Annotated in this window: 22 protein-coding genes; 10 read left to right on the top strand and 12 right to left on the bottom strand. The window is 47.5% G+C overall.

The genetic code is table 11. The features are described 5' to 3' along the window. Positions 1 to 683 precede the first annotated feature (683 nt). Both ACWQXP_RS05650 and ACWQXP_RS05645 read left to right on the top strand, forming a co-directional pair. Positions 684 to 1,076 carry a hypothetical protein gene (locus ACWQXP_RS05650; RefSeq protein ID WP_454061863.1) on the top strand — a complete coding sequence of 131 codons (393 nt, stop codon included), beginning with the start codon at positions 684 to 686 and terminating at the stop codon, positions 1,074 to 1,076. A gap of 32 nt (positions 1,077 to 1,108) precedes the next feature. After that, positions 1,109 to 1,825 (top strand): SDR family NAD(P)-dependent oxidoreductase, encoded by a 717-nt coding sequence (locus ACWQXP_RS05645; protein ID WP_454061862.1) that lies wholly within the window; start codon positions 1,109 to 1,111, stop codon positions 1,823 to 1,825. A gap of 48 nt (positions 1,826 to 1,873) precedes the next feature. On the opposite strand, the gene ACWQXP_RS05640 is transcribed toward ACWQXP_RS05645, so the two are convergent. Continuing rightward, positions 1,874 to 2,503 carry a VanZ family protein gene (locus tag ACWQXP_RS05640; protein WP_454061861.1) on the bottom strand — a complete coding sequence of 210 codons (630 nt, stop codon included), beginning with the start codon at positions 2,501 to 2,503 and terminating at the stop codon, positions 1,874 to 1,876. Positions 2,504 to 2,697: 194 nt separating this feature from the next. On the opposite strand from ACWQXP_RS05640, the gene ACWQXP_RS05635 reads away from it, so the two are divergent. Beyond that, a protein-coding gene (locus ACWQXP_RS05635) for an IS1 family transposase (protein ID WP_454062988.1) occupies positions 2,698 to 3,383 on the top strand; the annotation gives its coding sequence in 2 pieces (ribosomal slippage) (positions 2,698 to 3,025 and positions 3,025 to 3,383; 687 coding nt in all). Positions 3,384 to 3,409: 26 nt separating this feature from the next. On the opposite strand, the gene ACWQXP_RS05630 is transcribed toward ACWQXP_RS05635, so the two are convergent. The 8 genes from ACWQXP_RS05630 to ACWQXP_RS05595 form a co-directional block, all read right to left on the bottom strand. After that, positions 3,410 to 4,354, bottom strand: a complete 945-nt coding sequence (locus ACWQXP_RS05630) for a hypothetical protein (protein WP_454061860.1) — start codon at positions 4,352 to 4,354, stop codon at positions 3,410 to 3,412. Between the two features lie 163 nt (positions 4,355 to 4,517). Continuing rightward, positions 4,518 to 5,162 (bottom strand): ABC-type transport auxiliary lipoprotein family protein, encoded by a 645-nt coding sequence (locus tag ACWQXP_RS05625; protein ID WP_454061859.1) that lies wholly within the window; start codon positions 5,160 to 5,162, stop codon positions 4,518 to 4,520. A gap of 30 nt (positions 5,163 to 5,192) precedes the next feature. Continuing rightward, entirely contained in the window at positions 5,193 to 6,137 is a 945-nt protein-coding gene (locus ACWQXP_RS05620) for an MlaD family protein (RefSeq protein ID WP_454061858.1), read from the bottom strand. 9 nt (positions 6,138 to 6,146) lie between these two features. After that, the gene (locus tag ACWQXP_RS05615) at positions 6,147 to 6,968 is read right to left on the bottom strand and encodes an ABC transporter ATP-binding protein (protein WP_454061857.1); all 822 of its coding nucleotides are present in this window, start codon (positions 6,966 to 6,968) and stop codon (positions 6,147 to 6,149) included. Between the two features lie 8 nt (positions 6,969 to 6,976). Then, complete coding sequence (locus tag ACWQXP_RS05610) at positions 6,977 to 7,795, bottom strand: MlaE family ABC transporter permease (RefSeq protein WP_454061856.1); 819 nt, start codon at positions 7,793 to 7,795, stop codon at positions 6,977 to 6,979. Next, positions 7,782 to 8,114, bottom strand: a complete 333-nt coding sequence (locus ACWQXP_RS05605; RefSeq protein ID WP_454061855.1) for an STAS domain-containing protein — start codon at positions 8,112 to 8,114, stop codon at positions 7,782 to 7,784. Before ACWQXP_RS05605 ends, ACWQXP_RS05610 begins: the two co-directional genes overlap by 14 nt. Before the next feature lie 29 nt (positions 8,115 to 8,143). Then, a complete protein-coding gene (locus tag ACWQXP_RS05600; RefSeq protein WP_454061854.1) occupies positions 8,144 to 8,602 on the bottom strand; it encodes an ATP-binding protein in 459 nt (152 codons plus the stop codon). Next, entirely contained in the window at positions 8,599 to 9,939 is a 1,341-nt protein-coding gene (locus ACWQXP_RS05595; protein ID WP_454061853.1) for a SpoIIE family protein phosphatase, read from the bottom strand. The genes ACWQXP_RS05600 and ACWQXP_RS05595 overlap by 4 nt, the downstream gene beginning before the upstream one ends. Positions 9,940 to 10,140: 201 nt before the next feature. Between ACWQXP_RS05595 and ACWQXP_RS05590 the strand changes: the two genes are divergently transcribed. The 6 genes from ACWQXP_RS05590 (at position 10,141) to ACWQXP_RS05565 (ending at position 12,681) form a co-directional block, all read left to right on the top strand. Next, on the top strand, positions 10,141 to 10,509 hold the full coding sequence (locus ACWQXP_RS05590) for a DUF2784 domain-containing protein (RefSeq protein WP_454061852.1): 369 nt from the start codon (positions 10,141 to 10,143) through the stop codon (positions 10,507 to 10,509). Positions 10,510 to 10,584: 75 nt separating this feature from the next. Then, complete coding sequence (locus tag ACWQXP_RS05585) at positions 10,585 to 11,370, top strand: carboxypeptidase-like regulatory domain-containing protein (RefSeq protein ID WP_454061851.1); 786 nt, start codon at positions 10,585 to 10,587, stop codon at positions 11,368 to 11,370. A gap of 44 nt (positions 11,371 to 11,414) precedes the next feature. Next, positions 11,415 to 11,939 (top strand): hypothetical protein, encoded by a 525-nt coding sequence (locus tag ACWQXP_RS05580; RefSeq protein ID WP_454061850.1) that lies wholly within the window; start codon positions 11,415 to 11,417, stop codon positions 11,937 to 11,939. Between the two features lie 10 nt (positions 11,940 to 11,949). Then, positions 11,950 to 12,093, top strand: coding sequence for a hypothetical protein (locus ACWQXP_RS05575; RefSeq protein ID WP_454061849.1), 144 nt, complete (start codon positions 11,950 to 11,952; stop codon positions 12,091 to 12,093). 48 nt (positions 12,094 to 12,141) lie between these two features. Further along, positions 12,142 to 12,315 (top strand): hypothetical protein, encoded by a 174-nt coding sequence (locus ACWQXP_RS05570; RefSeq protein ID WP_454061848.1) that lies wholly within the window; start codon positions 12,142 to 12,144, stop codon positions 12,313 to 12,315. 51 nt (positions 12,316 to 12,366) lie between these two features. Beyond that, positions 12,367 to 12,681 carry a hypothetical protein gene (locus ACWQXP_RS05565; RefSeq protein WP_454061847.1) on the top strand — a complete coding sequence of 105 codons (315 nt, stop codon included), beginning with the start codon at positions 12,367 to 12,369 and terminating at the stop codon, positions 12,679 to 12,681. Positions 12,682 to 12,714: 33 nt separating this feature from the next. Here ACWQXP_RS05565 and ACWQXP_RS05560 read toward each other — a convergent pair whose 3' ends face one another. Further along, the gene (locus tag ACWQXP_RS05560; protein ID WP_454061846.1) at positions 12,715 to 13,386 is read right to left on the bottom strand and encodes a CHRD domain-containing protein; all 672 of its coding nucleotides are present in this window, start codon (positions 13,384 to 13,386) and stop codon (positions 12,715 to 12,717) included. Between the two features lie 243 nt (positions 13,387 to 13,629). Next, positions 13,630 to 14,676 (bottom strand): NAD(P)-dependent alcohol dehydrogenase, encoded by a 1,047-nt coding sequence (locus ACWQXP_RS05555; RefSeq protein ID WP_454061845.1) that lies wholly within the window; start codon positions 14,674 to 14,676, stop codon positions 13,630 to 13,632. A gap of 269 nt (positions 14,677 to 14,945) precedes the next feature. On the opposite strand from ACWQXP_RS05555, the gene ACWQXP_RS05550 reads away from it, so the two are divergent. Further along, positions 14,946 to 15,917 (top strand): aldo/keto reductase, encoded by a 972-nt coding sequence (locus ACWQXP_RS05550; RefSeq protein WP_454061844.1) that lies wholly within the window; start codon positions 14,946 to 14,948, stop codon positions 15,915 to 15,917. Between the two features lie 71 nt (positions 15,918 to 15,988). Here ACWQXP_RS05550 and ACWQXP_RS05545 read toward each other — a convergent pair whose 3' ends face one another. Then, on the bottom strand, positions 15,989 to 17,638 hold the full coding sequence (locus ACWQXP_RS05545) for a peroxidase family protein (RefSeq protein ID WP_454061843.1): 1,650 nt from the start codon (positions 17,636 to 17,638) through the stop codon (positions 15,989 to 15,991). Positions 17,639 to 17,729 lie beyond the last annotated feature (91 nt).

The raw sequence follows: 17,729 nt of genomic DNA, 5'->3' as shown, positions 1-17,729 counted from the left end.
CTTCCCAACATGCCAGTAATGTGAAAATACCAAGAAAGGCTGAAATTCGAATGAAAAGGTCAGTGTCCACGTAGGAGTTTAGATTAGGTGAGGCACGTCAGTTTCCCGCATTTGTGCTCTCTTTACTTCTTCGGAGCGTTTTTAGGAATTCTTAATACCTGAGTGCCGACGTATAAAGGTAGGTTTCCCAACAAATTATTCAGGTGTGGGTGGAGGGTGGTTGTGATTGCTTCTTGGTAGTCATAGGACCTTCTAGAGAGCCTTTAGTCACGAACCTAGTTGATAGTTGAGAATGCGATATCCTCACTTCACATAAGGAAAATTATTTGCAGGCCGATGATAGAACTCTGTTTGGTTTGGAAGGTGCTAGAGGATTAATGCCTGTACTCATACTTGACGAACAATAGCTCTCTGTTACCTGACGGTTGATGGTAAGCAAGGGTTCATGATAGTTGCTGTACTCAGATCTCCTCTCTACACTAACCCAGGTGTATTTGATTGAGGATTGGGGTATCAAGGATCGAATACTGCACAAGGTATCCTCAGGAATAAGTAAGTGTCTAGGCGATATATCCGATTGACGAGGCTTAGAATCGATTGCGCACACTCTTCATGCTACAGTCGCGAGATTATTCCCATGGCGGTATCGTCTGAGTTCATCCTTTCGAACAAGGAGGTGTGATATGTCAGAGAAATTGGAATCCCTTCACAATCAAGTTATAGCTTACTTAAAAGATGGGAAATTTGTCGAAGGGATCGAGGACTTTTACTCAGAGCATGCGACCGCTCAAGAAAATTCAAATCCTCCCACGAAAGGTCGCAAAGCCATGGCGGCCACTGAACAAAAGTTTCAAAAAAAAGTCAAAACGTATCATGGCATCGATATCCTTGCCACGGCTGTCGATGATCAAGGTCATGGGACTGGTGTGGTCTTTTACGAATGCGTGATGAAGTGGGAACAAACGGATAAAGGTCATGTCGAAGTCGAGCAAGCTGTGGTCGAACGTTGGAAGAATGGAAAGATTGCTCATGTTCGCTTTTACGGAAATTATGAACCGGGACCACTTGAGGATTAATTGTATTCCATCACACCGAAAGGGCTTTCTTAATGTCTTCATTAGGTAAAGATCGTAGGATGGTTGTGACCGGCGGTGCAGGTGCGCTCGGCTTAGCCGTCGTCCGCAAGCTGGTGAGTGAAGGAGTCATGTGTCATGTGCCATGTAAGTCTGAGGAAGATCGTGTTGCCGTCTCTGCTCTCGATACTGAACTCGTACAAGCTGTGGCGGGATTAGATTTAACCAATGAAGACACGGTTACGGACTTCTATTCAGAGGTGGCCGCATCAGGAAATTTTTCTGGTTCCATTCATCTTGTTGGAGGATTTTTCTCCGCGCCTATCCTAGAAACGTCCTGCAAGGATTTTGTGATGCAATTCGAATTGAATGTGGTGACCGCATTTCTATGTTCCCGTGAAGCTGTTCGTCATTTCCGAAATTCTGGACAAGGCGGGTGCCTTGTCAATGTCACGGCACGTCCAGGAAGTGAACCTCGAACAGGAGCGGGACTACTAGCCTATACCACCAGCAAATCGGCTGTAGCGGCGTTTTCGCAGTGTTTGGGAGAAGAATTGTCGGAGGAGCGTATATGGGTGAACGCGATCGCTCCGTCTATTATGGATACTCCAGCGAATCGAGTCTCAATGCCTGATGAGAATTTCGACGCCTGGGTTAAGGTCGAAGACGTGGCCTCAACAATCGCATTTCTTGTATCAGAGGAAAATCATTGTGTCCGAAGTGGGATAGTTCCCGTGTATGGATCTTCATAGCCTAGTTGTTGATCTTATGAACTGTAGAGGAATGGTTAATCCTGTGAGTTAGTCCTTTAAAGACGTATCAGGTAGTGAAGGGGCCGGTGTTTTTTTCTTTGATGTGGCGAGCTCTCTGATGAGTTGCAATTTCAAGGGGATTTGTTCTTCAATCTCTCGAATTGCTGGAAGGGTTCGGCCCCATTCCCATAGTGCGATACCGATGAAGCCTCCCGCAATGTCCGCCATGAGATCTAAGACTTCCACTTTCCGTAACGGGATAAACCATTGATGAAATTCATCGGTGCACCCAAACAGTCCAACGGCGATTATGGTGATAAATGCTGAAAATGCGCCTAGTTGACTGCCCCAAGAGAATCGAATGGCTCGATATGTGAGTAAGCCCAATATGGCGTATTCAATGAGGTGGACAATTTTATCGTTTAGCTGTAAGAAGAATCTGCCTGAAATCGAGAGGTAAGCCTGGGCCATTGCTTCAAAATGAACTTTCGGTGTGGAGAGTGATGATACCAGAACGATCGCTCCTGCATAGAGGAATAGGGGAAGCCAATAGCAGATAAAGCCTACTGATTTTTGCTGATGAGGGGTAAGATATTGTGTGGGTTGCAATGTGTGTCTGTGTTCGGATGTCGTGGCTTTTTGGCTTACATGCGGATCTTGTTTAGTTTTCTTCATCATCGTCTCTGTCTGGTTTCGTATCGGATCAGTTTCTGAATGTCTTGCCACTTATATTATCGATACCACTCTGGCGGGTCATTTGCAAGGATCGGAGGCAAACCGTCAATTTCTGCGGTATGAATTAAAATTTTGGCATTGTTAACTTAAGAGATATAAGCTAGACTCACCTCCTACCCTTTTCCTTGGAGGTGATGATGCTAAGTTGTCCACGGTGTGCCAGTTCCGACAAAGTCAAAAGCGGCATGAAGGACGGACGCCAACGCTACAAGTGCAAACTATGTCGCTACTTGTTTACCGTCGCCCATAAGTCCGACACGGCCACCGCCGACCAGCGTCGGTTGGCGTTGACCCTGTACCTAGAAGGCTTGGGGTTTCGGTCCATTGGACGTGTATTGGGCTTTAGTCATGTGGCCGTCTACCAGTGGATTAAAGTGTTTGGGGAGGAAGCCGCTCAGGTCAAGCGCCAGGCCGCCCAGATCGTCGAACTCGATGAACTGCATAGTTACGTGAGGCATAAAAAAACTATTGCTGGGTCTGGCTTGCTGTTGATCGACTTGGGCACCGCTTCCTCCATGCTGTCACTGGAACCCGGGGCGTTGTGACTGGGACACGCTTATGGGAAGCCATCAAGAGCCCAACGATTACGACTGTTATGACCGACTATTGGGAACCGTATGAACACTTCGTCCCCTCAGAGAAACACCGGCAATCCAAGGCCGAGACATTCACCGTAGAAGGATACAACAGCTTGGTTCGCCATTTTCTAGCCCGCTTCCGTCGAAAAACGAAATGCTACAGCAAAAGTGAACTCATGTTGTGGTATTCAGTCATGCTGCTGATGGCACATTGGAACGGTGAACTTGAGTCTCTCTTAAATTAACAATGCCAAAATTTTTTTATGAAGCGTTAACGTAAATGTTGAGCGTAAATAGGTAAGAGAAACCGGCTCTGGTAGGTCAGGTGTTGGCCGGCTGCAGTTACTTCAAGTTCCCAATAGGTCGCTGGTCGTTCGCTGGGAGTCGATGAAAGGGTCTCGTCATCTGGGAGCATCCAGAAGAGGTCCAGGTTATCTCCGGATTGAACATTTTCTCTTTTTAAAATTTGGGTATCATGGTAAACCTGGTAGCAGGCGATAACTGACGGTGAGTCAGCTTCCGTTCCCTCACTTTGGGCAGATTCCTCGATACATCGAAGCGTCAGGTGAAGAGTTGAAATGTTCGTGGGAACATTTCTGAGGGACAGTGACATTGGATTTCCCAGGAAAAAAGGGAAATCCTGAAATTCCAGTTGGCTGTTGCCAAATGTCAGGTATTGCCTGAGTTTCGTCATGAATCGTCCACCAATACTCACAATGATGACGAGGTTAAGCAGACCGACGGTTCCCTGCAAAAAGAATGAACGCCCTTCCCAGAAAAATGCCATCCAATTAAAAGGTGAAGCCAAAACACTGAACAGAAGCAGTCCAATGAGACTCCGAAGTGCACTCTTCAGGTAACTATCGGTGGCTCCCCATGCCTGCCAAGGATAGTCCCATAACCAAGGGGTCATAGGTAACTGTCGTTTACCATGATTCATATTCCAAATACGTCGACGGTCACGAACCCCATGGACGGTGAGCCATAGGCCGCCGCTTAAGCATATGGTTCCACCCACACCAACAATCCATAAGGGGACATACATTGAAAATAGGAAGTTCTCTATCCATCCCATTGCTTCCGTAAGCGCAGGTAGGCTTATCGTGATAAACAGTAGTCCTACAGCTATAGACGGATTTTCACTGAAGGACATTCCAGTGAGAGTCGTGCGTTCTTTCAGAAGGATGCGCGTGGTGATGGCTTGTTCGAGTTTCATGCCTTGAATTGGTTGCTTAATATTTTAGCGGAGTGTTTCAAGTTTGTGCTGTCATCGTTGAAGTCCAACATGATCGTCAGCTTGTGAGTTGCTCTCTAAGAGACGAGAGTGGTGCATTTCGAATCCCTCTACCTCGTGAAATGGTTTCAAAAAAAATCGAACTTTAGGGGCCATGCGTCAGCCGTATGGCTTCCGGCAAGGTTGAGGTATCTTCCAAGAATTGATCGAGAATCTTTGTGAGCGCATGATTGTACGCTTCAATTGCCGCAGAGATGTTAGGGCCGTTTGCCGGTTGTTCGACACGGTAGGTTTGCAAGAAGACGGCTTCCCGTTCTCGTAGACGAGTCAAGCCGAGTTCAAGCTCCATAATTACTCTGGGAGACTCGTCAAGAATTCGTTCGAGTCTTGTAATGCGGCATGAGAACCGATAGTCCGCTTTGATTCGTAGTTCGGGCGTGACCACGTGTGTGGCGATTCCTGAGTGTCGGAGGTACTGTGTGATTTGTTGCTGGACGATCAGTGTAGGGGAGTCGATCCATCGGTGGTAGGCATGACGATGGACTTGCGCTGTTCCAGTCATCGTACGATACAGGAGGTGACGCTCACTGGTGAGGGCATCGGCCCAGGGCCGTGTGATTTGGATCGTACCATGTAACAGTGGTGAGGAAAACGATGATTTAGGTGGTGGAAGTTCCAGTCGATAAAAATGGTCTTGCGGAGCGGGGCCTCCCAGACATCCACCTAACAGAAATGTCACGCTAACAATGAAGGCCGAGATGAATTTTATTATTGTCTGTCTCAAAGTCATAGCCAACTCATCCACTCGTCAATGAACGGATTAGTAGTTCCCACCATCGTGATCGTCTCGAATCTTCTTGCCGCGAATAATGACACCGGGGTTTTGTCTCAGCTCGGACGTCAATTCATTCATATTTCGTGTTGTGGCTTCTAAGTTATAGCTGATTTCTTGCACATGACTCGCGACGACTTCCAATGTGTGATGAAGGTCGTTGATGGAGTGATCAATGTCTTTCTGGTTTTTCTTCAATAATCCATTTAAGGAAAAAACCAGTCGATCGAGACGCTTTGATGTCCGACGAAAGTCTGTGGTGAGGTCTGACACATTACCCGATGCGGTTTTGACATCATTCAAGATGGTATCGACATGACCTCCGCTTTGTTCGATCAGTGTGTGCAGCTGCTCTGTGGTGTCATTGAGATGTGTGGTAAAGGTTTTGAGGTTTCCAAGAATAATCGGTGCATCCTGAGCAAGCGTATCGAGTGAGCTGGTTCCGTCAGTGAGATTATCCAACAACGGTTTGAGACTCGTATCGGCCAGCTCACCAAGTTGATTGGCAACCGATGCCATAGTGATGAGAATATTCGTGGCCCCTTGACTGGGGATTTGCTCGCCGGGTCTCAGCATCTGTGGTGAATGCCCTTCATGAATATCGATGACAACGGCGGATAGAAATCCAGCCTGAGTGATGATGGCCAAGCTATCCTTGGGAATGTTCCAATCCTCGCGAATGCTGATTCCCAATCGATAGCCGGCAGCCGTTGGTCCGCGTGTAAATCGAATCGTTTCAATCTCTCCAACGGGATAGCCCTCATAAAGAATCTGTGCGCCTTCGGTTAGGCCCATAACATTATCAAATTCCAGGTAGTACTGATGGGTGGCCTGGGATAGACCTGACAACATGCCAAGCCACACAATTAATGTTCCGAGTAAGACTACAAGAAACGTCCCGACGACGAGATAATGTTTTCGAGAATCACGCATAGGCTGTCATTAATTTTCTTCGATAGCTTCCCCTGTGAGCCGTGCCAAGTATTCGTCAGGATCAAGGGTCGTTCCTTCGAAACGTCGATTGAGTAAATCTTGTATTCGTTTGTTTCCGGACTCCCGCACTTCGTCGACTGACCCAATGGTGAGGACCTCTCCTTTATCTAAAATCGTGATCCTGTCAGCAATGCGAAAGGCACTCTCCAGTTCATGTGTGACTACGACAATGGTCATGTTGAGGGCGTCACGAAGTTGCAGGATCAGTTCATCTAATGATGAAGCGACCACAGGGTCCAGGCCGGCTGACGGTTCATCGCAAAACAGCAAAGTCGGGTCCATGATGACGGCCCGGGCGAATGCCGCTCGTTTGAGCATGCCACCAGACAATTCTGAAGGCATGAGATCTTCGAAGCCTGGGAGATTGACGACTTCCAGTTTCATGCGTACCATAATGCCCATTGTCTTCTCGTCAAGGGTGGTATGTTCACGAAGCGGAAGCATGATATTTTCCCCTACCGTCATTGAACTAAAGAGTGCGCCACCCTGAAAGGCCACACCCAATCTTCGGTAAAACCGCGTCAGTTCATAATCACTCATTTGACTGATGTCCTGACCGAGAAGCCGAATGTATCCTGCGCTGATTCGCTCTAACCCAATGAGATGTCTCAGTAAAGTGCTTTTGCCTGAACCGCTCCCTCCCATGATGACCATGATCTCCCCAGGCTGAATGTTAACATTCACGCGATTGAGTATTTTACGAGAGCCGTAATGCGTCACGACGTCTTTGACCTCAATGACCGATGTGTTGTCTCTGTTCTCGATTGTCATGGTTCACTCTATCTCGTCATCAGGAAGACAATGATTAAATCCGCTAAAATAATGGCTAAGATGGCATGAACAACAGCATTCGTCGTGACCCTTCCAACGCCTTCTGCCCCTCCTGTCACCGAGGATCCATTGACGACACCCACAATGGTGATGAGTGCACCAAATACCACGCTTTTGCCGAGACCATGTAACACATCGGCTGTGCTGACGATGTACATGGTTTGTTGAAGATATCGGCCGAAGGACATTCCGAGATCAGTGGTGATGTATAGTCCTGCTCCGCCAAGTGCGATGAGATCTGAGAGCCACGTCAGAGACGGAAGCATGATCAACATAGCGAGTAAATTGGGTACGACTAAAAAACGAATCGGATTGATACCCATGACTCGTAAGGCATCCACTTCGTTATGGATTGTCATTGTACTCAGACGTGCCGCTAATGCCGCTCCGGATCGTCCAGCCACTAAAATTCCTGTCATCAGAGGCGCAAATTCTCTGACAACGGAAAGTGCAACACCAAAGGTGACTTGTTGTTCTGCTCCAAAACCTTTGAGTGCATTGATGCCTTGAATGGCCAGCATCAAGCCGATCGTGAGAGAGACCAGGGCAATGATCGGGATCGCTCGAATTCCGATTTCCATCATTTGCACAACAAGCGGCGTGAGGTGAACCGGTTGCTGGCGTCGATGTCCAAGCAGGAGCCAGTAGCCTGCTTGATAGAGGAGCGATGTCCCGAATCCTATTGAATCTACTAACCGTATGGTGTGACGACCGAGGGCTTCGACCTTTCGGATCACGTGATACGATAGAAGCTCAGAGGCCGGCATGTTGCGCATGTTCCAGGTTTTCGTGAATCGTAAAGACTTTATCGAGTCGTGCCATGTGTAGGACTCGTAAGACTGCCGGGCTTGCTGACACGAGGACAAATCCGATCTGGGATTTTTTGGCCTGTTGATACGCTTCAACCAGGCTGGCAATGCCTGAGCTGTCCATATACGTAACGGACGTCAAATCCACGAAAACTTTTGATGCCTGCTCAACGACCTCCAAGAGTACGGTTCGTGCCATAGGTGAACTCTCAAGATCGATTTCTCCACTCAATGCCACAATGTGACTGCCCTGTTCGCTGCGTACCGTATGTTCCATAGAGGTCTTCCTTTTTTAACGATCACAGATTATGAAATTTGTTTGAACATTCGAAGAATATTGCCGTTTCCGTCAGGTGCTGGTTCCACAGAGATCTCGTCCATTGTTTGATGCATAAAGTGCCCCCCAAGCCCTCCTGGACGAACTTCCTCCAAGTCACGGAGTTCCATGTAAGGAACGTTCACGTGTGGTGCATAGTCTCGTAATGTAATGGCCAGCGTCTGATGATTCTGTTGTATCTGCAACGCAATGGCTTCCTCGGTTTCCCGGCCATAGGCATGTCGAATAATGTTTTGACAGGCTTCATCGATGGCGATGACGACCTGCTCGATCATGCCTGGATCGTATCCATGTTCCATGAGTATCGCTCTCACTTTGACTCGTGTGTCTTTCAATTTTTTGGCTTGCGCTGAAAATCGATACGCGAGTAATTGATGATGAGACTTTTGCGTGTCGAAATGACTCATGATGATACGTCGATCTTTCATGTTTCATTTCCGTTCATAGGCATTGATTGTCCAAGACATTCCACGGCCAGGATTGAAAGGTCGTCGTGAATCTGTCCGTGCTGAGTCCAATTTGATGCGGCTGTTGCGATGAACTCAACGCTTGATTGAAGATCGATATGTTGTGCGCGTTGGATCGTTGATGTTAACCGTGATTCCCCAAATATCTCTCGTTGTGTATTCATGGCTTCCAGGACCCCGTCAGAGTACAGATAGAGTCGTGAGTCATGTTCAAGTTGAATGATGGAGTCTTCATAGTGTTCGTCTTCGAACAGCCCAATAGGCAGGCTACGAGCTTCACAAATGATTGGATACTGACCTTTTGCATGTACAATGGGCGGCGGGTGACCAGCACAGACGTAGCGAAATGTCCCGTCCTGAGTGTTCAGGATGCCATAGAGGAGAGTAAAGTATTGATGTCCTCCCGGACGCATCGGAAACATGAGGTTCAGTCGAGTGGCGACTTCTGCCGGAGAGGTTAATGTTGAGAGGCCAGTCCTTGTGTCGGACCGAACAAAGAGACATGAAGGATCACTGCGGGGAATGAGCACCCGGCTGAGTGTCACAGACAGAAGAGAGGCGGGAACGCCATGCCCAGTGACATCTAATACATACATGCCGACCTGGTGGTCATTCAGAGAAAACACATTTAAGGAATCGCCTCCCAGCTCTGCGCAGGGACGATAGGTCCAGGCAAAGGCTGCGCCTGGGATGTTTGGTGCGGCATCTGGTAGTAAGGCTTGCTGAACCCGTGCGGCGGCGGCCAAGTCTCGTTTCATATGTTCGTTGGCTTCCTGCGTGTGTTCCATCGCGAGTCTGGCAGTCTCCTCAGCACGTTGCCGTTCATGGATTTCCTGTTGAAGCGTTTCAATGGTTTCTTTGAGCTGTGTTTGTAACTTGCGAATTTTCAATTGTGCAGTCACCCTGGCTAAGATTTCCTCTAGTTGTAGTGGCTTCGTGACATAATCTACCGCTCCTACAGAAAATCCTTTTGCCGAGCTGACAGGATCATCTTGAGCTTTCATGAAAATAACCGGAATGTCCTTCGTTGAGTCTTGTTCTTTTAATTGTCGACAGACTTCGAATCCACTCATGCCGGGGATCATGAGATCTAATAAAATGACATCAGGACGCATGTGCTCACATTGTTGCAGCGTGGTGTCGCCATCATGCGCGACAATCAATTCAAATCCAAAGGCGGAGAAACATTCCTGTAATATTTCTACGTTGTTTGGCAGATGCTCGACTAAGAGAATGGTGCCTAGATTCGGTGCATATATGGTCTGTGTGTCGAGATTGTCTGAAAGCGATTGCGTCATTTTTGTATGATATATTTGGTTGGTGTTTGTTAGGCAATTATGGTGATGGTTATAATCGTATGTGATCACGCCCGGGAGGCTGCTTTACATAGTTTTCGGACAACGACCTGACTTTTCTGAGTGGTCCGTGTTCAAATTTTTACGTTTTCTCTGTTTTTGATCGTTTTCATGACTCAACGCACTTGTGTGAAAACCTGAATCATGCTGTTTCGGAGTCTTGCAGACCTTGTCCTTGTCTTCCACCTTTGTTTTATTCTGTTTGTGCTCGTGGGTGGGTTGTTGATCCTGAGGTGGAATTGGGTATTGTGGGTACATCTCCCCGCTGTGTTATGGGTTGCAGCTCTCGAATTTGGAGGATGGATATGTCCTCTCACTCCGCTTGAGAATTGGCTCAGACACTCCGGTGGAGAGGCCGGATTTTCAGGCGGGTTTATTGAGCACTATCTTGTTCCGGTGATCTATCCAGATGGGTTGACCCTATCGATTCAATGGTATCTTGGTTTATCCGTCGTTCTTCTTAATCTTGGTCTGTACAGTTTTGTGTATTCACGACGGGCGAAAATCATGTAAAGTACGAAGTGTTGAAGTCTCAGAAATTCGGTGAGGTATTTTGATGTTTTGACTTATTACACGAGGAGTCATGAATTGAATGCGTCAAAGTTAATTTATCATTTTGTATTTGTTTTGTTGGTCGCAGTTATCATACAGGGAAATGGGTTTGTTTTAGCGTATGAAGAAGTCACGGTAAACGATGGAGCGACGCTGAGTGGCATGGTTACACTATCCGGACCTGCTCCGCCTCCCTTTCGTTTTCAGGTGACGATGGGTGCCTATCCAGAGCATTGTCAACCCATTGCTGACAATGAAGGCAATGTCATTCTTCCGCGTGCCAGGGTTTCATCGGCCCATGAAATTGCTGATGTGGTAGTGTTTATTCAAGATCTGGATCGGGGAAAGGCTCCAACAACAGAGTTCCCCAAGCTGACAGTGAATCGTTGTCAGTTCGATCAACTGGTGATGGCGGGTATGGATGGTGACTATCTTCGTGTCTTGATGAATGATTCGGTGCTCCATCCACTACGTGGATGGGAAATGTTAAACAAAGGACGCATTCCATTGTTTGACTTTCCCAATTTAGAAACAGGTGAAGAAAAAACGACGAAGTTGACAACCAGGAATAGCGGTGTCGTCAAAGTCGAATGCGATCAACATCGATTTATGCAAACGTGGATTCTTGTTCCACTCAATCCCTATTTTGCAGCAACAAATGAGACCGGACGTTTTACGATTACGGACATTCCAGCGGGTACGTATACCGTGAGTGCGTGGCACCCATCATTGGGGTATCTTGAACAAAATCTGACGTTCCAGAGTGGACAACAACAAGATTTTAATTTTCAATATCAAACCTCTGCTTCCGATACGCCGTAATACTTGTTTACTGCTGACTATCGAATTGATGGGTTTCTTAATGTATGGATGAAAACTTTATCGAAGTGATAGAGGGAAAGGTGAAGTCTCGAACCATGATGCGAAATACGATGAATGGACAGGTTGCTACATCACGGTACGGTCGAATATTTGTCCTGTGTCTTGTCCTGTTTGGAATGCTTGGTCAATCGTGGATAGTGTTCTCGGCTCAATCGCCTCAGAATAAAATTACGTTTGAAAACCATTCAGGTCAAAATGCGATCGTAAAGTTGTTTGGTCCAACGAAGGTGGTGGTGAGTCTCGTCAGAGGTCAAAAGCGCACTGTACGAGTTGAGGCAGGAGACTACCATGTCTTGGTGCGTTATGGGAGTAGTCCGAAAGAGTACAGTTACACAAAAAGCGCTCAGTTTTCCGTTGATCAACCGGGCAATCAGGTTTCCATTATCACGTTTACGCTCCACCGTAGGAGTGGAGGCAGTTTTCAGTCTGAACCAGTTTCTGGAGACGAGTTTGAAGATGTAACCATGTCGTCATTACATCCTGAAGATCTTCACTTTCCTGAAGAATAAGCTCATCATTATGCCGAAACTCTTTGAACAACCTTGTCTGATTCCGCCAGTCGGCCAGAATCCAAAATTGATTGAAGAATATGCTGGACGCGTGGCCACGAGCTCTGACGCAATGAGTCTGGCAAAAATTGTATGTCCAGCAGGATGGACTTAAGTTGGCCAGCAGCCAGAGTTCACGGAAACAAAGGTTGTTCTAAAAGGGATGGTACGAGTTGAGTCCAAGCATGGTGTGTTGGACGTTCGTCCAGACCAGGCCGTGATCTGTGAAGCAGGGGAGTGGATTCGCTATAGTACCCCTGAAGCTGAAGGGGCAGAATATATCACGGTCTGTGTTCCTAGCTTTTCTCCTGCAACTGTTCATCGTAACGTGGAATGAATATCCGTTGTCCTTAGATATTTGCAGGCAGTTAAATTCGAGAAGTCTGTTATGAGCATACGAGCGCATGTTGAAGCGGTCTATGATGGGCTCAAGACATTCTTAGGCAATCATGATCCCGCGCAGGTCCAAGCTCGGCTTGAACGTGATCTGCGGCATATTCTTCCCAATTGGAGTGACCGGATTCCGGACTGTCCTGGCTGGTATTGGTTTAAGCCACCAGGAGTCAGTAACCCTCAGTTACTACATGTCTCCCATGGCCGGATCGATACAAAGTTAATGGCGGACTTAGGCCCTCCAAATAATCTCGTCGACGTGCAGCGAGTCAAAGGGCAGTGGGCCGGCCCCTTACTTCCTCCTTCATGACGGTCTCGCGAGTCAATCAGGTAAGATCAAATCTTATTGGACGCCTTTTCGTTGATATCGATGATATCCCAAAAGACCAAGTAAGCCGCTACCGAATAACAAGAGTGTTCCCGGTTCAGGAACGGCAGCGAGTTGTCCTCGAATGACTCCAGATGGGTCATTGGCAGTATGAAGATTGAGATAGAGCGGAACCTCTTGTCCTGGCTGAGCATTCAAGAGCGAAGGAAGAAAATCTGTCAGCGTCGCTCCGCCGTTCCCTTCGGTTTGATCCCATTCTCCCGTCACCGTCGTGGTGCCGTTTGTATTAACCTGAGTCATCGTGTCGCCATCAAGATCTGAACTTGGGCCGAAAATTCCAAAGACGACAGGTCCGTTGGATCCTCGATCTTGGTTGTGAAAGTGAAGCGCTGAGACGAGTTCTCCTCCCATTGGATTCGGGGTTCCAAATCCCTGAAAATCGAATCCGCTGTCCACCGTGATCATAAACGACAATGCATAAGTTCCACTGATTTGTCTGAGCTGGAGTTGCGCTAAGCCCCTCAATGGAGAATTGGTCAATCCAGCAGGGGCAATTTCTTGAGAACTGTCCATGAACGCCGTAAAGGATGTCGCCTGAACCGGCGTGACTGTACCCATAACCCACAGCAGGCTGAGACAGCCCATGATCGATAGTAAGATGGTTGGCCTTTGGTTTCTCTTCCTCATGGTGGGCCTCCTTGCCTCCGGTCATGAAACAGGATAGATGGATCGAGATGAAGTGGAGTAAATGATAGCGTTTTGTGAAAGGTTAGGCAAGAGTAGTTTGGTGAGTGCAGACCCCTGAGCCGGGACTACGTTTACTCCTGGACAGATGACGCTCTGTAATGCGTGTTGTTCTTCCAGAAAACATTGACAAGATCTCTATCGCATACAGCTGTTTACCCATCATGGTGTATTTCACATGAGGAATTATTGATCTAATGTGCTCATATCGATGACGAAGCGAAACTGGACATCGCCGCGCACGACTCGTTCGTACGCGTGGTTAATGTCTTGTATGGAAATGACTTCAACATCCGAAGTAATGCCATGTTCTCCACAGAAGTCCAGCATGTCTTGAGTTTCTCGAATGCCGCCAATGAGTGACCCGACGACTCGACGTCGGCGAAGAATAAGTGAGAAGGGGTCGATGGCTAAAGGTTGATCAGGAACTCCGACAACAATCAGGGTGCCATCGGTTTTGAGCAAGTCGAGATACGCATTGAGATCATGAGGTGCAGAGATGGTATCAATCATAAAATCAAACTTCCGCGCATAACGTGCGAAGACTCCGTCTTGGGACGTGCTCACATAGTCTATGGCGCCAAGACGTTCGGCTACTTTCTGCTTGTTTTCAGAACGACTGAAGACGGTCACGTCTGCGCCGAGGGCTCGCCCCAGTTTCACCGCCATGTGTCCAAGGCCTCCCAGTCCCATCACGGCGAGTCGATGGCCTTTCCCGACACCCCATTGGCGGAGTGGAGAATAGGTGGTGATTCCGGCACATAGCAGTGGGGCGGTTCCTTCAATTTCTAGTTCGGAAGGAATGCGTAACAGGTAGTTTTCGTCGACGACGATTTGGTTTGAATAGCCCCCATAGGTCACGTCGTCTTGCTTGTCGCGCCCATTGTAGGTGAGAATCATTCCTTTCTCGCAGTATTGTTCTTGCCCTTGAGTGCAAAATGTGCAGGTGCGACAGGAATCGACGAAACAACCAACGCCGACTATGTTGCCTTCTTGAAATTTTGTGACGGCGTCTCCAACTTGCTGAACAGTTCCAATAATTTCATGTCCTGGGACCATTGGGAAAATTGAGTCGCCCCATTCATCCCTGGCTTGATGGATATCCGAATGGCAGACACCACAGTAACGTATGTTCAGCAACACATCGTGTGCGCCCACGTTCCGGCGTTCAAAATGAAATAGTGCAAGGTCACTTCCGGCTTTTAACGCTGCAAACCCTTTAGTCGCGAACATAAAGGTCGTCCTCCTGACTGGATGTGTTTTTTGTGATGTGTGAAAAAAATGTATGAGATATCTGTTTGGATATACTTCTATGCATTGGTCAGTGTTCTTGTGCTTTCCTATTGTGTGGCTCACAGTCAATTTACTTACATGATCGTCACCATGATGGCATAATCGAGAGAGATTCGTCGAGGTAATAAGAGTCAATTACTCACATGGGTTGCTTGATCAGCGGATGAATTATTCGAAATGTAAATAATTTTGTTGGAGGAGAACGTATCATGAAATATGTGCATCTGGGTCGATCTGGTTTAAAGGTGAGTCGTCTTTGCTTGGGAACGATGAACTTCGGACCGGAGACCACTGAGCCTGATAGCTTTGCGATTATGGATCGAGCACGTGAACTGGGAATGAATTTTTTTGATACGGCGAATGTCTATGGTTGGAAAATTGGGGAGGGGATTACCGAGCAGATTGTTGGCCGTTGGTTGGCTCAAGGGAATGGTCGTCGTGAGCAGGTTATATTGGCGACAAAAGTGTTTGGTCGTATGGGAGAATGGCCGAATCAGTCACGACTCTCGGCTCGACATATTAAGCAGGCATGCGAGGACAGCTTGCGGCGTTTGCAGACGGACTATATCGATCTCTACCAAATGCATCATGTAGATCGGGAATCACCGTGGGAAGAAATTTGGCAAGCGATGGAACAATTGTGTCGTGAAGGAAAAGTCCTCTATGTCGGAAGTAGTAATTTCGCGGGTTGGCATTTGGCACAAGCCCAGGAAATGGCCAAGAGTCGTCATTTTCTAGGACTGATTTCTGAGCAGAGTTTATATAATTTGAATGATCGGATGATTGAGCTTGAAGTCATTCCTGCTTGTGAAGCCTATGGCATTGGGCTCATTCCATGGAGTCCGGTGGCGCGTGGATTATTGGCAGGGGCGTTGACCCCTGCCACAAGTGGACGACGTGCAGACGAAGATTTACAGAAAGATATTGAGAAACATCGTTCGCAATTGGAGGCATATGAAAACTTATGCCGTAGGCTAGGCGAAGAGCCGGCGATTGTCGCGTTGGCGTGGTTGCTTCACCAGAAGGCCGTGACTTCACCGATTATTGGACCTCGGACATTGGATCAATTAAACCGTACGATGCGAGCGAAGGAGCTCACCTTATCTGAGGAGACGCTCAAAAAACTGGATGGAATTTTTCCTGGGCCAGGTGGGGCTGCCCCTGAAGCATACGCCTGGTAGAGTCAATTCGTGTCAATGACTTGCGAGCCCCGACTCTCTGTCGGGGCTTGTAATCCGCAAGCTATTAAACCTTAATCATGGGCAGGTTTCTTATAGAGGAAGACATTGTCGTGAATTTCATGTGTGATTGGGGTATTCCGACGGATAACATCGGCCAATGTTGTGTTCTCTAAATTTTTGATCTGTCTCCTTGAAAATGAGTTTTGATACCATAGCCGATCACCATCTCTGAGACGCTCAAATTGATTTGTAAGAATCTTAAAAAACAGTTTGCCGACCATGGCTTGTCGATGATGATCTTCTGCGAGTCCTCCCACCCAAAGGTCAACATCTTCAACCGTTAGATAGGCCGTTGCCAAACGTTGCTGGAGGTCGACATCAGAGGTGATATCGGCGAATGAGGTCGCTGGATGCAAGCCCATGGCTATTCGTACTCCATTATAGCTTTGAAGTCCATGATCCCGGCCACGTTGGATGTTTAATGAGGCGAGGTCAAAGCCACCGTTTCCTGGAAGTCCGAAGAGGAAGTTTCTCAAGTCGTCGATGATATATGGGTCAATCTCTTGAGCCTGTTGGTTCGCCAGACCGCGAAGTACTGGGGCGATCCCTTGCTCTTTAGTGATTCGCCATGGGGCAAAAAAAGCCTCGCGAAGGGGTAGGTGGTCGGCACGAATGGGTCTACCATTTTTCTTCAAGCGCAGAAGCTGTGGTGAAAGCATGCTATGACCGAATCGGTAGGCGGCGGTGGAGAACACATTGGCAATGCTTGGGTTGACCCATGGTTTATATCCGCGATACGGGCGTAGAGCATTTTTGCCAAGAAGGACAGGAAGAAACTCGTTATACGTAATGATTTGAATTAGCGCACCAACCTTTCGACGTGCTCTTTCGTATACTTTATCCCCGGTCAACGTCCGATAGTTGCGTCGAATACTTTTTGCGAGACGGTTATGTTCACGGACAAACAGGGTATGCATGGCAGTCAGGCCGACTTGTTCATTCGCTCGAACGTCGCCGGCTAAAAACAATGAAGGATCAGGTCCTCCTGCGTTTGGTAGGCCTTCAATGTTATACGGAAGAAACCGTCCCTTACTCATTTTGAGACGACCGGTTCCGTCATTGGTTCGGAGAGCATGTGCACGAATCGGGTCGGAACCATAGACCATAGACGCATCAAGGAATGCGGTAATGTGATTCACTTGTTCTCGAGGTTTGTTCGATGTATCAGCATACGCTGAACGCGTGAATGGCATGATTTGGGTACCTGTACTCTGAGAGTCAAAATGATGGTCTCCAGTAGGAATGAGAATGTCATAGGGTTCCGTAGGATGAGCCCCTTCTGTGAGGTCAATGTCATGATCAATAAACTGACCCCATTGCCAAACAAAATCTGATGCTCGTTTTGAATTTTGTGTGAGGTGATCTTGAGCCGCAACCATGTTTGAGATGGCTCGTGCACTTAAACGTGTTGAACCAGCTGGTTCATGAATCTCATCAGTGTAATCGGATTCCATGATACGAAGCAGCGGAGTATTCCTGCCACCCCAGTCTGGATTATGAATATTATTGTTTGTTCCATCGATGGTGCGTGCTTCAAAGGCTTGAAGATCTTGCATGCTGATTCCTAATGTTGTCACAAGGACTATTATCAGAATGGCGGTCGGTTGCAATTTATAAGATTTAAGTATTTTTACAGTATGTCGGGCATGTTTGGTCCTCATATTGTTCTCCTTGGTCTATGATTTCCGATGATTAGATTTCAAGTTTTTAGGTACACGGCTACTGTAGTAAGACATGCAGGAAATAATATGC

It is taken from the genome of Candidatus Nitrospira salsa, from assembly GCF_965152625.1.
Note: the sequence above shows the minus strand (reverse complement) of the source record. Positions and strands in the feature narration are given on the sequence as shown.

Coding starts and splice junctions, on each gene's coding strand:
- ACWQXP_RS05650 (WP_454061863.1), top strand. CDS start 684: ATGTCAGAGAAATTGGAATCCCTTCACAATCAAGTTATAGCTTACTTA.
- ACWQXP_RS05645 (WP_454061862.1), top strand. CDS start 1,109: ATGTCTTCATTAGGTAAAGATCGTAGGATGGTTGTGACCGGCGGTGCA.
- ACWQXP_RS05640 (WP_454061861.1), bottom strand. CDS start 2,503: ATGATGAAGAAAACTAAACAAGATCCGCATGTAAGCCAAAAAGCCACG.
- ACWQXP_RS05630 (WP_454061860.1), bottom strand. CDS start 4,354: ATGAAACTCGAACAAGCCATCACCACGCGCATCCTTCTGAAAGAACGC.
- ACWQXP_RS05625 (WP_454061859.1), bottom strand. CDS start 5,162: ATGACTTTGAGACAGACAATAATAAAATTCATCTCGGCCTTCATTGTT.
- ACWQXP_RS05620 (WP_454061858.1), bottom strand. CDS start 6,137: ATGCGTGATTCTCGAAAACATTATCTCGTCGTCGGGACGTTTCTTGTA.
- ACWQXP_RS05615 (WP_454061857.1), bottom strand. CDS start 6,968: ATGACAATCGAGAACAGAGACAACACATCGGTCATTGAGGTCAAAGAC.
- ACWQXP_RS05610 (WP_454061856.1), bottom strand. CDS start 7,795: ATGCCGGCCTCTGAGCTTCTATCGTATCACGTGATCCGAAAGGTCGAA.
- ACWQXP_RS05605 (WP_454061855.1), bottom strand. CDS start 8,114: ATGGAACATACGGTACGCAGCGAACAGGGCAGTCACATTGTGGCATTG.
- ACWQXP_RS05600 (WP_454061854.1), bottom strand. CDS start 8,602: ATGAAAGATCGACGTATCATCATGAGTCATTTCGACACGCAAAAGTCT.
- ACWQXP_RS05595 (WP_454061853.1), bottom strand. CDS start 9,939: ATGACGCAATCGCTTTCAGACAATCTCGACACACAGACCATATATGCA.
- ACWQXP_RS05590 (WP_454061852.1), top strand. CDS start 10,141: ATGCTGTTTCGGAGTCTTGCAGACCTTGTCCTTGTCTTCCACCTTTGT.
- ACWQXP_RS05580 (WP_454061850.1), top strand. CDS start 11,415: ATGGATGAAAACTTTATCGAAGTGATAGAGGGAAAGGTGAAGTCTCGA.
- ACWQXP_RS05575 (WP_454061849.1), top strand. CDS start 11,950: ATGCCGAAACTCTTTGAACAACCTTGTCTGATTCCGCCAGTCGGCCAG.
- ACWQXP_RS05570 (WP_454061848.1), top strand. CDS start 12,142: ATGGTACGAGTTGAGTCCAAGCATGGTGTGTTGGACGTTCGTCCAGAC.
- ACWQXP_RS05565 (WP_454061847.1), top strand. CDS start 12,367: ATGAGCATACGAGCGCATGTTGAAGCGGTCTATGATGGGCTCAAGACA.
- ACWQXP_RS05560 (WP_454061846.1), bottom strand. CDS start 13,386: ATGAGGAAGAGAAACCAAAGGCCAACCATCTTACTATCGATCATGGGC.
- ACWQXP_RS05555 (WP_454061845.1), bottom strand. CDS start 14,676: ATGTTCGCGACTAAAGGGTTTGCAGCGTTAAAAGCCGGAAGTGACCTT.
- ACWQXP_RS05550 (WP_454061844.1), top strand. CDS start 14,946: ATGAAATATGTGCATCTGGGTCGATCTGGTTTAAAGGTGAGTCGTCTT.
- ACWQXP_RS05545 (WP_454061843.1), bottom strand. CDS start 17,638: ATGAGGACCAAACATGCCCGACATACTGTAAAAATACTTAAATCTTAT.